A 13361-nucleotide genomic window follows, 5' to 3' on the forward strand; every position below is an offset into this window, starting at 1 on the left:
CGTGGCAACGGGAACCCGAAGAAGGATGTCATCATGACTGCTCAAACAGGAAGTCCCCGCGCTGCCGGTGTGCCGCACACCGACAGCTATTACGCCGGTTCTGTCAACGACCACGCCCCGTGGCCGGAACTGACAGACAATATTGAGTGCGATGTCTGCATTGTCGGTGCCGGTTTTACCGGCATTTCTTCTGCTTTATATCTGTGTGAGGCCGGTTACGATGTGGTGGTGCTTGAGGCCGCACGGGTCGGCTGGGGCGCCAGCGGGCGTAACGGCGGGCAGGTGGTCAACTCTTACAGCCGCGATATTGATGTGATTGAAGACCGCTACGGACGGCAGACCGCTGATATGCTCGGCAGCATGATGTTTGAAGGGGCGAACATCATCCGTCAGCGCATTGATCAGTATGCCATCGACTGCGACTATCGCCCCGGCTGTATTTTTGCCGCGCTGAGTGCACGCCAGCTTTCGAAACTGCGCGACCAGCAAAAACTGTGGAACCGTTACGGCCATACTGAACTGACCCTGCTGGATGAAACCGCCGTGCGGCGCGAAATCGCCACCGACCGTTACGTCGGCGGGCTGCTGGATAAAAATGGCGGCCACCTTCATCCGCTGAATCTGGTGCTGGGCGAAGCCGAAGCGGTGCGGCGTCATGGCGGGCGTATATTTGAAGGATCGGCAGTCACGCGCATTGACCACGGCGAACCGGCGTTAGTGCACACGGCCAAAGGTCAGGTCAGCGCCAAATATGTGATTCTGGCGGGCAACGCCTATCTGAGTCAGCAGCTTGCGCCGCGCCTCACGCGTCTCAGCATGCCGTGTGGCTCGCAGATTGTCGCCACAGAACCGCTGTCGGATGACATGGCACTCTCACTGTTGCCCAACAATTACTGCGTGGAAGACTGCAATTATCTGCTCGATTATTTCCGTCTCACCGCTGACAACCGGATGCTGTACGGCGGCGGTGTGACCTACGGCGGTAAAAATCCGCCGAATATCGATTCGGTGATCCTGCCCAAACTTAACCGCACCTTTCCGCAGCTTAAAGGCGTCAAGATTGATTACCGCTGGGGCGGCAATTTCCTGCTGACGTTATCGCGCCTGCCGCAATTTGGCCGGCTGGAAAATAACATCTATTACATGCAGGGTGACAGCGGGCATGGCGTGACGCTGACGCATCTGGCCGGGAAGCTCATCACCGAAATGCTGCGCGGAGACGCCGAACGTTTTGATGCGTTCGCCCGTTTACCGCATATGCCGTTCTTCGGTGGCCGCAATTTCCAGGTGCCATTTACCATGCTGGGCGCAGCGTATTATTCCCTGCGCGACCGCCTGGGCGTGTAATCCTTTCATCCTGCAAAGCCCCGCAGTTTAACTGCGGGGAAATCCCTGTGTCAGCCTTTACCCGCCACCGGAAATTCGCTGTCAGTGCCGACTTCGGGCAACTCATTCAGATCTGGCTCGATCCCTTGCGAAATGTAATCTTTTGCCGCAATCGACTGTTCATTGCCTTGTGCGTCGCGGATAAGCACATGTTTGATCGCGCCATCTTTCATCACCTCACGGTGTACACCGGTAAATTCACTCATTGTGGTTTCCTTTTTGATGAACTGCACGTAGACATCGCTCATCTTTAAGCATAGTTTTTTATTCTTAAGTGCAACTAATAAAAATCCTAAATGACCTCAGCAACGCGCTCATTTTCCTGATAAATTAGAGGTATTGTCACTGATGACGACACCGCACGCCCCCGCACCACTCATGCCTTACAAGGAGAACGCTCTTGGACGCCAGCACGATTAATACTCTTTTCTTTATTGGCGCCCTGTTAGTCGCAGCGAGCATTTTGCTCAGTTCGTTCTCTTCTAAGCTTGGCATCCCTATTTTAGTCATTTTCCTGGCGATCGGCATGCTGGCAGGCATCGACGGAATTGGCGGCATTGCGTTTGATAATTACCCCGCCGCCTATCTGGTCAGCAACCTGGCGCTGGCGGTGATTTTGCTCGACGGCGGCATGCGTACCCGCGCCTCTTCCTTTCGTGTTGCCCTGTGGCCCGCGCTGTCGCTGGCGACGGTCGGCGTTCTGATTACCGCCGGTCTGACCGGGCTGGCCGCCGCGTGGTTATTCAATATCAACCTGATGCAGGGTTTACTGATTGGCGCGATTATCGGTTCAACCGATGCGGCAGCCGTCTTCTCGCTGATTGGCGGTAAAGGTCTGAACGAACGTGTCAGCGCCACGCTGGAAATTGAATCCGGCAGCAACGACCCGATGGCGGTATTCCTGACCATCACCCTGATCGACATGATTTCCAAAGGTGAACACGGCCTGAGCCTGATGTTTGTGGTGGATGTGGTGCGCCAGTTTGGCCTCGGCATTGTGTTTGGTGTCGGCGGCGGCTGGCTGCTGCACAAGCTGATTAATAAGATTACGCTGGCGGCCGGGCTGTATCCGCTGCTGGCGTTCAGCGGTGGTTTGCTGGTGTACGCGGCAACCATGTCACTGGAAGGCAGCGGCATTCTGGCGGTGTATCTGTGCGGCCTGATGCTCGGCAATATGCCCATCCGCAACCGTCACGGTATTTTGCAAACCTTCGACGGGCTGGCATGGCTCAGCCAGATTGGTATGTTCCTGGTGCTCGGTTTGCTGCTGACGCCCAGCGATCTGTTGCCGATTGCCATCGCGGCGCTGGCGCTGTCATTGTGGATGATCCTGCTGGCACGTCCGCTGTCGGTGTTTGTCAGCCTGATCCCGTTCAAAAACTTTACCCTGCGCGAACGCTTCTTTATCTCGTGGGTTGGCCTGCGCGGTGCGGTACCGATCATTCTGGCGGTATTCCCGATGATGGCCGGACTGCCTAATGCCACGCTGTATTTTAATGTCGCCTTCTTTATCGTGCTGGTCTCCTTGCTGCTTCAGGGGACGTCATTAGGCTTTGCGGCCAAAAAAGCCAAAGTGCTGGTGCCGCCGCAACCGACGCCGATTTCCCGCGTCGGTCTGGATATCGATGTGTATAACGACTGGGAACAGTTCGTGTATCAGCTCGGCTCCGATAAATGGTGCGTCGGCGCGGCACTGCGTGATCTGCAAATGCCGCAGGCGACACGGATTGCAGCGCTGTTCCGTGGCAAAGAGATGCTGCATCCGACCGGCAGTACGCGGCTGAAGGAAGGCGATATTCTGTGTGTCATCGGACAGGAAAAAGATTTACCGGAGCTGGGTAAATTGTTCAGCGACAGCAATAAAGTGGTGCTTGATGATCGTTTCTTCGGTGATTTCATTCTGCAGGCCGATGCCCCGCTGGATGCGATTTCTCAGTTATATGGTCTGAATCTGGAAGACACCGTGGATCAGTCGCAAACCCTGGGACATTTCGTCATTAAGCTGCTCGGAGGCGAACCGGTGATCGGTGACCATATCGAATGGGACGGACTGACGTGGACGATTGCGGAAATGGAAGGAAATCGGGTGAGTAAAGTCGGCGTGAGGATTGTGACGCAGAAGGCTTAAATTCCGGCTCCTTCCCCTCTCACGAGGGGAAGGAAAACGTATTACTGAGCAGCCTGCGGGTCTTTGTCGTAGTCTGAACAGGACTGATAACCTTTGTTCATGACATGACCGGTGTCGTTAAAGCTGACGAAGTAGGTCTGAGCTTTACCATCACGCGGGGCGACCGCATAAGTCTGACAAGTCCCTTTGGCGTGGATCAGCGTCGCTTCCGTTGACGGTGGTCCTGCAATGGCACGAACCTGCGATTTCGTCATCCCGACTTTGACATCACTGACTACCGGTTCTTTAACGTAACTCGCCGCACGGTCATAAGTCTGACACCCTGCCAGAACCGAAACTGCTGTAGCAACCACAAGTAACATTTTCTTGTTCATAACTTCTCCTCCTGAGTATTTTTGTATTGTTAAGCATAGAAGACATAAGGGATTTAGCCAGCCGATATGACTTCTATTTATTAATTGCACCATATTTTAAGTTTTTTCTGATAACCGGAATGGAGATTTTTAGCGCGGCCTGACATGCATTTTTATGTGTGCAAAAAGAAGATATTCAGGGCTTTTTGATCTATACATGAAAGAGGTAAGCCATTGATTGCTCGACAAGGAGCTATTACTGATGCATTTGGATCGACGCCGGTTTGTGACTTTGCTGGGTGTTATAGCCCTGATGCCGATACCCCAAACGGGCTTCGCGACTCCCCGGGAGGTTGCCATGGATACTCTGCGGATTGATAAACCCGACGGCGGTGTGCCGAATAATACGTTACCGGTGCTGATTTATCACCGCGTCATTCCGCCTGATACCGCCGATAATGCCGACTATCTCGAACACCTTTTCCGCGCCAACGGCTGGCCGCCGCAGTGGCGTTATCCCGTCTATACCTTTACGCATTTTCATTCCAACACACCTGAAGTGCTGGGTGTTTTTGCCGGTACGGCGAAGCTGCAACTGGGCGGCGAGCACGGCAATATTATCGAAGTGAAAGTCGGCGATGTGTTACTGCTTCCGGCCGGAATCGGCCATAAACAGATTTCTGCCGATGACGATTTTATGCTGGTCGGCGCGTATCCGCCGGGCATCAAAGCCGATTTATGCCATGACGAATTGCCGCAACTGGCGGCTCGCACCAAAGCGGTGAACGCCGTCCCGCTGCCCGCGACGGATCCGGTGACCGGACACAGCGAAGGCAGCATGCTGGTGTGGCATCAGAAATAACCGGGCATCACGCGGCGGTCAGGGCAAACCGCACCACAGCTTTTTCCAGACGCTGCGACTGGTCCAGCAACTGCTGGGAAGATGCCGCCGCATGATCCGCCAGTTTGCCGTTTTGCAGCGTCACATGATTAAGCGCGGTAATGCGTTCGGAGACATCGTGAACACTTTGCCCCTGATACAACGTCGCTGCCGAAATCTCACTGACTAACGTGCTCAGGCCGTTGAAGATATGAATAATCTCTTCCAGACTTTGCCCCAGCACCGTAACGGATGCCGAACCGCGATCAATTTGCTGCACGGACTCATCAATCAGCTGGTGAATGCCGCGCGTCGAATGGCTGCTCTTTTGCGCCAGCAGACCGATTTCTTTCGCCACCACAGCAAACCCGCGTCCGTGCTGCCCGGCATGCGCCGCTTCAATCGCCGCATTCAGCGCCAGAATATTGGTCTGAAACGCCACGCTGTCGATCATCGAGACAATACTGCTCATTTCTGAAGACTGGCTGACAATCTCTTTCATCGCGGTATCCACCTGCCCCATCACTTCCCCGCCGCGCGTCGCCACGCCTTTCGCCTGCTCGGCGCGTTGACTGGCCTGCAACGCATAGGCGGCGTTTTCTTTCACACGTTCATTAAGATGGGTGATGTGTTCAGTGGCAGCGCTGAGTTCTTCGCTCTGAATGGCGGCCTGTGCCGATAATTCCTCGTTACCCTTTGCCATCTGATTGATATTGATCATGATATGCGAGGAGGCATCGCGCACTTCACTGACCAGTTTTTGCAGGCCGTGCTGCATGTTGCGCAGGCTGACACCCAGCTCGCGGACTTCAATCACCCGCGCGTGGTCATCTTCGACATCGCGCGATAAATCCCCGGCAGCCAGCACGCTGATGTGCCCGATCATGCGTTGCAACGGACGGATAATCCACGCAGACACACCGCGCCAGACCAGCACCGCAATCACCGCCAGAATGACCAGCGCGCCCATAAACAGCGTTTTCGCCTGCGTCAGCGCATTGAGTAAGCGGTCGCTCAGGGACACCGCTGTGTGCTCATTAACCGCCAGATAAGCATAATATTTCTGGCTGAAGTCATCCTGAAACGCCTGGATCGGCACTTCAAAGAAGGAATCGATATTGTTGTTCTTTTGCAGACCGTTCGCCTGTTCCCGCAAGCCGTCGTAGAACATCTGATAGCTGGATTTCAGCTCGGTGGCAGCCGTATCGGCGTTTTTCGTCATACCTTCGAATTGTGCAAACGCTTTTTGCGACGCGGCAAGCGAACCCAGCGATTCTTCCATCAGGCTGTTCCAGCTCCCGACCGAGCCGGTTTCTTTATCCTGCATGTAATAAATACCGGCACGGTTCAGTTTGTCGCTGGCCATCAGCAGTTCCATACGGGCTTTATCCATGACGGCTTGCTGCTGACGCAGACTTTCGGTCGCAATAACGTTGTTATGTGCATCCTGCAGGATTTTGGTGAGCACCACGGTGGAGAAGATTTGCAAAGCAGAAAACAGGGTGATAACGCAAATTACCCCGAAAAGAATCCCCCGAGGACGTTTGATGAAACCCGATCGAAACAATCTGTTGAATGGCATTTTACCAATAAGTGAACGAGAAGTTAAATTCATGATTATTCTGCATTATTTAGAGAAGAAACAGAATTTTACTCGCGGGAAATGACAGAAGTATTTCAGGGAGCGGCGCTGAACCGCTCCCTGCGATTACTTATTGTTTCGGGAAGATCCACACATGGTTTTCGGGAAGTGCCAGACGGCAATGCTGCGGGTCGCGCACATCGGTGCCGTAAGCACGGATCACAAAATCATCGCCGGTTGTGCGGAACAGATATTCCCAGCGGTCACCGAGATACATGCTGGTCAGAAGCGGTAATTCCAGCTGATTCTCGCCCGGCCCGTCGGCCAGCACCACGCGTTCGACGCGGATCACCGCCGTCCCTTCTTGCCCGGCCTGCACCCCCTCACCCGCCAGCCCCCACAGCACCCAGTCGCTGCCTTCGATACGCGCTTTACCCTCACGCACTTCGGTGACTTTGCCGTGCAGACGATTGTTGCTGCCCATAAATTCTGCGGTAAACAGGGTTTTCGGCGAACCGTACATTTCCTGCGGCGTACCCTGCTGTTCAATTTTGCCGTTGTTGAGCAAAAGAATACGGTCAGAAATCGCCATCGCTTCATTCTGGTCATGCGTCACCATCAGCGCCGACAGTCCGAGTTTAATGATCAGTTCGCGCAGGAACACCCGCGCCTCTTCACGCAGTTTGGCATCCAGGTTTGACAGCGGCTCATCGAGCAAAATCACCGGCGGGTTGTAGACCAGCGCACGGCCAATCGCCACGCGCTGCTGCTGACCGCCGGAAAGCTGATGCGGGTGGCGCTTGCCCAGATGCCCGAGGCCCAGCTGATTCAGCACATCCTGTACGCGCCGGGTAATTTCACCCGCCGAAACCTTACGTAATTTCAGCGGATACGCCACGTTCTCAAACACGGTTTTATGCGGCCACAGGGCGTAAGACTGAAACACCAGCCCGAGATTGCGCTCTTCGGCCGGAATTTCGCTGCGCGGTGTGCCGTCATAAACTTTGTTTTTGCCAATGACGATAGTGCCTTTCACCGGCTTTTCCAGCCCGGCGACGGCACGCAGCAAGGTGGTTTTTCCGCTGCCGGAAGGCCCGAGCAATGACACCACTTCGCCGCGTTTCAGATCCATGGAAACGCCCTTCAGCACCGGATTATCACCATAAGTCAGGTGCAGATTGTCGACAGATAATTCAATCATGTAATTTCACTCCGAAACGAAGGGCAATACCCAGACCTAACACCACCAGCAGGATGTTAATAAAGGAGAGCGCGGCAACAATATCAATGGCGCCCGCCGCCCACAGGGAAACCAGCATCGAGCCGATGGTTTCCGTACCCGGCGAAAGAAGATAGACACCGGTGGAATATTCACGCTCGAAAATCAGGAACATCAGCAGCCACGAGCCAATCAGGCCGTAACGCGACAGCGGAATGGTAACGTGACGGGTGATCTGCCCGCGGGTCGCCCCGGTACTGCGCGCCGCCTCTTCCAGCTCCGGCCCGACCTGCAACAGTGTCGAGGAAATCAGCCGCAGACCATACGCCATCCACACCACGGTATACGCCAGCCAGACGCTGAAAATCGTACTGCGCAACGATCGCAACCAGACCACCAGGTTATCGCGCAACCACTGTGACCACGGCATGCCGGAAAGCCAGCCGGATTTGAGCGCGTTATCGAGCCACATCGGCAGGAACAGGAACACCCACAGGAAAGCCAGACCGGCCAGCAGCCCCGGCACCGCACGCGGCACCAGTACGCTGTAATCAAGGAAACGGGTGACGCCGTCGGGTTTACGGTGCATCGCAATACCGATAAACAGATAACAGGCCACTGCCAGCGCACCGCCAATGACGCCAATGGCCATCGAGTTGACGATAGCGCGCAGCAGGTTCGGCTGTTCCCAGATAGTGCGGAACGTGTTGAGCGAGAGTTCATCCCAGATGGAAACCCCGACGCCCCAGTTAGAGATAAATGCACGCAGCATCACACCAATCAGCGGAACGCCGATGGTCACCGTCAGCCAGAACGCCACCACAGCCCCGGCCACCCAGCGCCATTTTCCAAGCGGTAAAGCACGCGCCTGCGACGCTTTACCTTTCACCGTCACGAAGCGGTTGGCGGTACGCATCAGGCGGCGCTGCAACATCACCAGCGGAATAGTGATACAAATCAGCACCACGGCAACCGCAGCCATCAGATGATAAGACGGCGTACCAAGTTTGTTGGTCAGCTGATAAAGATAGGTCGCCAGCACCATGTTGCCTTCCGGGTCACCCAGTACCAGCATCAGGCCGAACACTTCCAGCCCGAGGAAGAACAGCAAAACGGTGGCGTACAGAATCGACGGGCGCACCATCGGCAGACTGACCGCCGTCATCACCTGTAACGGCGAGGCGCCTGCGGTTCGCGCGGCTTCCTCAACATCCGACCCGACGCTGCGCAACGCCGAGGAGATATACAGATAGGCGTGAGGAACATGCGTCAGACCGGCAATCACCACGATGCTCGACATGTCGTAGATGTTCCACGGCACGAAACCGAGGATCGCCTGTGCCCACAGTGAAAAGAACCCGACCGGTCCGGCGGCCACCACGTAACCGAAACCTAATACCATCGGCGACACAAAAATCGGCACCAGGATCAGCGGTTCAATCACGCGTCTGCCCGGCAAATCCGTACGCACCATCAGGAACGCCAGAATACCGCCAAGCGGGATGGCGATGACCACCAGCCCGAAGGCCAGAATAAAGCCGCTTTTCAGGGCCTTGTAGAAATCCGGATCAGTAAAGATGAATCCAAAGGATTCGAGGCTCCATTCTTTCGACGGCGAAAAGAACGGCGCGGAGAGGAAACTCTGTATCACGATGAACGACAACGGAATGTAGATAACCAGCGCCGTTATCAACACCACAATGCCGCGCGGCAGGCTCTGCCACTTTCTGCGCAATGCATTCATGTTACTTCCCTTCGGTTAGAAACAAGGAGAGCGAAATCAGGCAGGAAAAAGGAAGCGCGGCGGAAAGTGACGCGCTTCGATATGTCACTACTTGGCAGCAGCGGTACGCCACTGTTTGATGTAATCCAGGCGTTTTTTCTGTTGCAGGTATTCCAGCAGGGTTTCATCCACCGGGATGGGTTTGAGCGCGTTGCCCAGCATTTTGGTCATACCATCGATATCATTTTTGCCTTCGATATCGTTACGGATGGAGGGAATGTCAGCCTGATTGGCCAGAATGCTCTGCCCCTTCTCGGACAAGACATAGTCCAGCCACAGTTTGGCCGCGTTGCTGTTTTTCGATTCCTGACTGATGAAGGAAACGCGGGAAAGCACCAGGGTGTAATCCTTCGGATAAGAAATCCCCAGTGACGGGTCAGTTTTAGCGCGGGCTTCGGCGTAGGAACCCAGGATGTTAAAGCCGATCAGGTTTTCGCCGGAAGAGACACGTTCCATCATGGTGCCGGTAGAGGATTGCACTGCTAAGCCGCCTTTGGCCACGTCAGCCAGCGTTTTGAAATAATTCGGATCGGCTTTGAAATCCTGTACGGACAGCATGAAGCCGAGACCGGATTTCTCAATATCGTAAGTCGTGACTTTTTTGTTGAACTTTTCGGTCTGGCTGGCGATCAGTTTTGCCAGTGCCGCATGGGAATCAGGCACATCACCGGCCGGGATCAGGCGTTTGTTATAGATAAACACTACCGGTTCATACGTCGTGCCGTAGGCTTTGTCTTTCCACACTGCCCATTTTGGCAGTTGCCCCTGTTCAGGGGATTTATATTCCTGCGCGTAGTCGGTCGCCAGTTTCAGCGCGGTATCCATCGAGGAACTCCAGACCACGTCGCCGCTGGTGCCGCCCGCCGCCTGTTCGCTGATATAACGGTTGTACAGCTCGGTGCTGTTCATGTCGTTGTATTCGACTTTAATGCCCGGATACGTCGCCTCGAAGCCCTGGATCAGCGGGCCAGCGGCTTTGGTGTCAGTCGTGGAATAGACCACGACTTTGCCTTCTTTAGTCGCCGCATCGACGATTTTTTGATAGTCAGCCGGGTAGCCTTGAGGTAATGCAGACATTGCAGAGGAAGACATCATTACAGCCAGAGCAATCAGAGAGATACGTAATTTATTCGACATTATTGTTAACCTCTAGTTACATTTGGGAAACTAAAAATCAACATAACGCATAACATCGGACAGGCAATAGGGTAACGTTTTTATCTTCCCGATTTGTGATTCGTGGCGTTTTTTAAGCAATTAACACCATAAAAACCACGGTGGAAAACGCAAAACAGGCCCTCTGAATGGCCTGTTTTTAAGGACAGAAAACGGGGATTATTTAAAATATCCGGCGGTATCAATATCGGTCAGTAAATCCTGATGTACGGGTTTCCAGCCCAAAATATCGCGGGTGATCTGACTTGAGGTCGGATTATTTAATGAGGCAAAATGGGTAAACCAGCCAAAATGTGCCGCCAGATCTGGCCCGTTTTTACTCACCACCGGCAGGTTCAGGTGCTTACCGATGAGGGTGGCAATCTCACGGAATGGCACACCTTCTTCTGCATTCGCGTGATAAATCGCATTCTGCGCGCCCTTCTCCAGTGCCAGCACAAACACTTGCGCGGCATCAAAACGGTTCACCGCCGGCCAGCGGTTTTCGCCATCCCCCGGATACGCTGATTCCCCCTTTTCCCGCGCCAGCGCAATGAGCAGCGGCACAAATCCATGATCGCCCGCGCCATGCACCGATGGCGGGAGACGCACCAGTGACACCCGCACGCCCTGCTCTGCCAGTTTAGCGACGGCAAGATCGGACGCCACGCGAGGATTTTGCCCGTACGGATCGGGTAAATCATTTTCCGTAGCCAGACGGCCATTGTTCACCAGCGCCGTGCCGGAGGTGACAATCAGCGGTTTATGGGTGCCCTTCAGCGCAGCGCCTAATGCGCCAATCGCCAGCCGGTCTTTTTCACAATTTTCCAGAAACTTCGAAAAGTCATGGATAAACGCGGTGTGGATCACCCCGTCGGCCTGCGCGGCGCCGGATGCGAGGCTCTCAAGATCTTCAATACTGCCGCGATGAACACCGGCACCCGCGTCGGTCAGCGCCTGCGCCGAGGCATCCGAACGGGCCAGCCCCAGCACCTGATGACCGGCCCGCAGCAATTCCTGAACCACCGCAGAACCGACAAAACCTGTTGCACCTGTCACAAATACACGCATTGCGAATTTCCCCGTTGTTGGCTAAACCTGTCGTGGCTACAAAAGCCCAGAACTTACGTCATAAAATATAGGGGCTGGAGGAAAGACGATCTATGCGCTAATGTCCGCATTATCTTTGCAATCGTCCGGAGTCGCTGATGGACCCTCTTTCTGATGTGTTATCACTGCTGAAGCCGCGCAGTTATATGTCCAAAGGTTTTGAAGCCGGAGGCGCCTGGTCGGTGCAATTTCCCGACCATTATCAGTCGATTAAATGTAACGCGATTATTCGCGGTGAATGCTGGCTGGCAGTCGATTCCGTGCCAGGCGCAGTGCATCTGAAAGCCGGAGACTGCTTTGTGTTACCCAGCGGACGCCCGTTCCGGCTGGCCAGCGATCTTAGCCTTCCGTCCGTCGATGCCGGGCCCATTTTCCAGCAGGCGCAGGATGGCGGAACGGTTTCCTGTAACGGCGGCCAGGATTTCTTCCTCACCGGCAGCCGGTTTGCGGTCAGCGGCGCAAACGCCTCTACCCTGCTGGCGATGCTGCCGCCGGTGGTGCATATCTCAAAAGAATCCGACAGAGCCAGCCTGCGCTGGGCGGTTGAACGGATGATGCAGGAACTGCGTGACCAGCGTCCCGGCGGGTTGCTTATTGCGCAGCATATGGCGCACATGATGCTGGTACAGGCGCTGCGGATGCACGTCGATAACGCGCCGGAAGGTGAAACCAGCGGCTGGTTTGCCGCACTGGCCGATAAGCAGTTATCCAAAGCGCTGAATGCAATGCATGAAAACCCGGCGCAGCGCTGGACGGTGCAAACGCTGGCAGAACGGGCGGGTATGTCGCGTTCTGTATTTTCTCAAAAATTCAAACAGGCTGTGGGCAGTGCGCCGCTGGAATACCTGACGCGCTGGCGGATGTTGCTGGCTGGCGACCGGCTGGCGAATACTAAAGAACCGGTATCAGCCGTGGCGCTTTCGCTTGGGTACGAATCAGAAAGTGCTTTCAGTACGGCGTTCAAACGCACACTGGGATGTTCGCCAAGGCAATACGGGCAGAAAGAAGCCGTCTGAAGAATAAGTGGAGGGGCAAAGGGGGAATTTCAGATACAAAAAAAGCCGCTAATCACTTAGCAGCTTTATTGTGTTGTTTATGGCGGAGGAGGAGAGATTCGAACTCTCGAATGGTTTCCCATCGCCGGTTTTCAAGACCGGTGCCTTCAGCCGCTCGGCCACCCCTCCGTAAACAACAAGTACGTTACGACCTCAGTCGCTCAGTACGGGGCGTAGTATACAAGACCGGAAAAAAGATGCAAATATTATTTTCAGTCTAGTTTGTTGATTTTATGAGCATTTAAACCGCGTACACAAAGTCGGGCATAAATAACAGAGACAAAAAAAGCCGCTAATTGCTTAGCAGCTTTCTTGTGTTGTTTATGGCGGAGGAGGAGAGATTCGAACTCTCGAATGGTTTCCCATCGCCGGTTTTCAAGACCGGTGCCTTCAGCCGCTCGGCCACCCCTCCGCAACGAAGCGAACTATAAACAGTGCCGATCCGCTTGTAAAGCCTGATTCTGTTCTGATTGCCTGAAAAACAGGCATTCGGTTCGCAAGCGGCGATTTAAGCATCATTTCGGTGATTTTGACGTCAGGATACCGCGCCGTGCCCCGCTCCGGGCAGGTAAAGAAGGGTAAAACGTCTTTAATGACGCACCGCAACTACTTACACTGCAACCTGTTTGTATTTTCACCGACTCCAATTAGATACCCAAAATAATTTGGGTCGCAGGAAGGCGGCAAGAGAGGGAGTCCCGATGAGCTTA

General features: G+C 54.5%; 11 protein-coding genes and 2 tRNA genes. 4 read left to right on the top strand and 9 right to left on the bottom strand.

The window, feature by feature from the left end; translation table 11 throughout:
- Window positions 1-33: 33 nt before the first annotated feature.
- Complete coding sequence (locus tag LC431_RS13390) at window positions 34-1347, top strand: FAD-binding oxidoreductase (RefSeq protein WP_051931096.1); 1314 nt, start codon at window positions 34-36, stop codon at window positions 1345-1347.
- A 50-nt stretch (window positions 1348-1397) separates the two neighbouring features.
- Here LC431_RS13390 and LC431_RS13395 read toward each other — a convergent pair whose 3' ends face one another.
- Window positions 1398-1592 (bottom strand): hypothetical protein, encoded by a 195-nt coding sequence (locus LC431_RS13395; RefSeq protein WP_037036572.1) that lies wholly within the window; start codon window positions 1590-1592, stop codon window positions 1398-1400.
- A 194-nt stretch (window positions 1593-1786) separates the two neighbouring features.
- On the opposite strand from LC431_RS13395, the gene LC431_RS13400 reads away from it, so the two are divergent.
- Window positions 1787-3514 (top strand): potassium/proton antiporter, encoded by a 1728-nt coding sequence (locus LC431_RS13400; protein ID WP_013574897.1) that lies wholly within the window; start codon window positions 1787-1789, stop codon window positions 3512-3514.
- A gap of 41 nt (window positions 3515-3555) precedes the next feature.
- Here the strand turns inward: LC431_RS13400 and osmE are convergent, their stop codons facing one another.
- Window positions 3556-3888, bottom strand: coding sequence for an osmotically-inducible lipoprotein OsmE (osmE, locus tag LC431_RS13405; RefSeq protein ID WP_013574896.1), 333 nt, complete (start codon window positions 3886-3888; stop codon window positions 3556-3558).
- A 241-nt stretch (window positions 3889-4129) separates the two neighbouring features.
- Here osmE and LC431_RS13410 point away from each other — a divergent pair, with 241 nt between their 5' ends.
- Window positions 4130-4729: a hypothetical protein gene (locus LC431_RS13410; protein WP_013574895.1), complete on the top strand. Its 600-nt coding sequence runs from the start codon at window positions 4130-4132 to the stop codon at window positions 4727-4729.
- Window positions 4730-4736: 7 nt separating this feature from the next.
- Here the strand turns inward: LC431_RS13410 and LC431_RS13415 are convergent, their stop codons facing one another.
- The 5 genes from LC431_RS13415 to LC431_RS13435 all read right to left on the bottom strand — a co-directional run bounded on the left by LC431_RS13415 (window position 4737) and on the right by LC431_RS13435 (window position 11557).
- The gene (locus tag LC431_RS13415) at window positions 4737-6362 is read right to left on the bottom strand and encodes a methyl-accepting chemotaxis protein (protein ID WP_223509982.1); all 1626 of its coding nucleotides are present in this window, start codon (window positions 6360-6362) and stop codon (window positions 4737-4739) included.
- 97 nt (window positions 6363-6459) lie between these two features.
- Entirely contained in the window at window positions 6460-7530 is a 1071-nt protein-coding gene (locus LC431_RS13420; RefSeq protein ID WP_013574893.1) for an ABC transporter ATP-binding protein, read from the bottom strand.
- A complete protein-coding gene (locus LC431_RS13425) occupies window positions 7523-9292 on the bottom strand; it encodes an iron ABC transporter permease (protein ID WP_013574892.1) in 1770 nt (589 codons plus the stop codon). The genes LC431_RS13420 and LC431_RS13425 overlap by 8 nt, the downstream gene beginning before the upstream one ends.
- Before the next feature lie 87 nt (window positions 9293-9379).
- A complete protein-coding gene (locus LC431_RS13430; RefSeq protein WP_013574891.1) occupies window positions 9380-10468 on the bottom strand; it encodes an ABC transporter substrate-binding protein in 1089 nt (362 codons plus the stop codon).
- A gap of 198 nt (window positions 10469-10666) precedes the next feature.
- Window positions 10667-11557 (bottom strand): SDR family oxidoreductase, encoded by an 891-nt coding sequence (locus LC431_RS13435; protein WP_013574890.1) that lies wholly within the window; start codon window positions 11555-11557, stop codon window positions 10667-10669.
- A gap of 137 nt (window positions 11558-11694) precedes the next feature.
- Between LC431_RS13435 and LC431_RS13440 the strand changes: the two genes are divergently transcribed.
- Entirely contained in the window at window positions 11695-12612 is a 918-nt protein-coding gene (locus LC431_RS13440; RefSeq protein ID WP_013574889.1) for an AraC family transcriptional regulator, read from the top strand.
- Between the two features lie 80 nt (window positions 12613-12692).
- Here the strand turns inward: LC431_RS13440 and LC431_RS13445 are convergent.
- Together LC431_RS13445 and LC431_RS13450 are read right to left on the bottom strand one after the other, a co-directional pair.
- Window positions 12693-12780: transfer RNA gene (locus LC431_RS13445), tRNA-Ser, on the bottom strand.
- A gap of 195 nt (window positions 12781-12975) precedes the next feature.
- Window positions 12976-13063, bottom strand: a tRNA-Ser gene (locus LC431_RS13450).
- Window positions 13064-13361 lie beyond the last annotated feature (298 nt).

This window comes from Rahnella sp. GSA61A, assembly GCF_019969905.1.
Taxonomy (GTDB): Bacteria; Pseudomonadota; Gammaproteobacteria; order Enterobacterales; family Enterobacteriaceae; genus Rahnella; species Rahnella aceris.

What these genes read in the sequence shown, in the direction of transcription:
- LC431_RS13390 (WP_051931096.1), top strand. Translation starts at nt 34, where the DNA reads ATGACTGCTCAAACAGGAAGTCCCCGCGCTGCCGGTGTGCCGCACACC.
- LC431_RS13395 (WP_037036572.1), bottom strand. Translation starts at nt 1,592, where the DNA reads ATGAGTGAATTTACCGGTGTACACCGTGAGGTGATGAAAGATGGCGCG.
- osmE (WP_013574896.1), bottom strand. Translation starts at nt 3,888, where the DNA reads ATGAACAAGAAAATGTTACTTGTGGTTGCTACAGCAGTTTCGGTTCTG.
- LC431_RS13410 (WP_013574895.1), top strand. Translation starts at nt 4,130, where the DNA reads ATGCATTTGGATCGACGCCGGTTTGTGACTTTGCTGGGTGTTATAGCC.
- LC431_RS13415 (WP_223509982.1), bottom strand. Translation starts at nt 6,362, where the DNA reads ATGAATTTAACTTCTCGTTCACTTATTGGTAAAATGCCATTCAACAGA.
- LC431_RS13420 (WP_013574893.1), bottom strand. Translation starts at nt 7,530, where the DNA reads ATGATTGAATTATCTGTCGACAATCTGCACCTGACTTATGGTGATAAT.
- LC431_RS13425 (WP_013574892.1), bottom strand. Translation starts at nt 9,292, where the DNA reads ATGAATGCATTGCGCAGAAAGTGGCAGAGCCTGCCGCGCGGCATTGTG.
- LC431_RS13430 (WP_013574891.1), bottom strand. Translation starts at nt 10,468, where the DNA reads ATGTCGAATAAATTACGTATCTCTCTGATTGCTCTGGCTGTAATGATG.
- LC431_RS13435 (WP_013574890.1), bottom strand. Translation starts at nt 11,557, where the DNA reads ATGCGTGTATTTGTGACAGGTGCAACAGGTTTTGTCGGTTCTGCGGTG.
- LC431_RS13440 (WP_013574889.1), top strand. Translation starts at nt 11,695, where the DNA reads ATGGACCCTCTTTCTGATGTGTTATCACTGCTGAAGCCGCGCAGTTAT.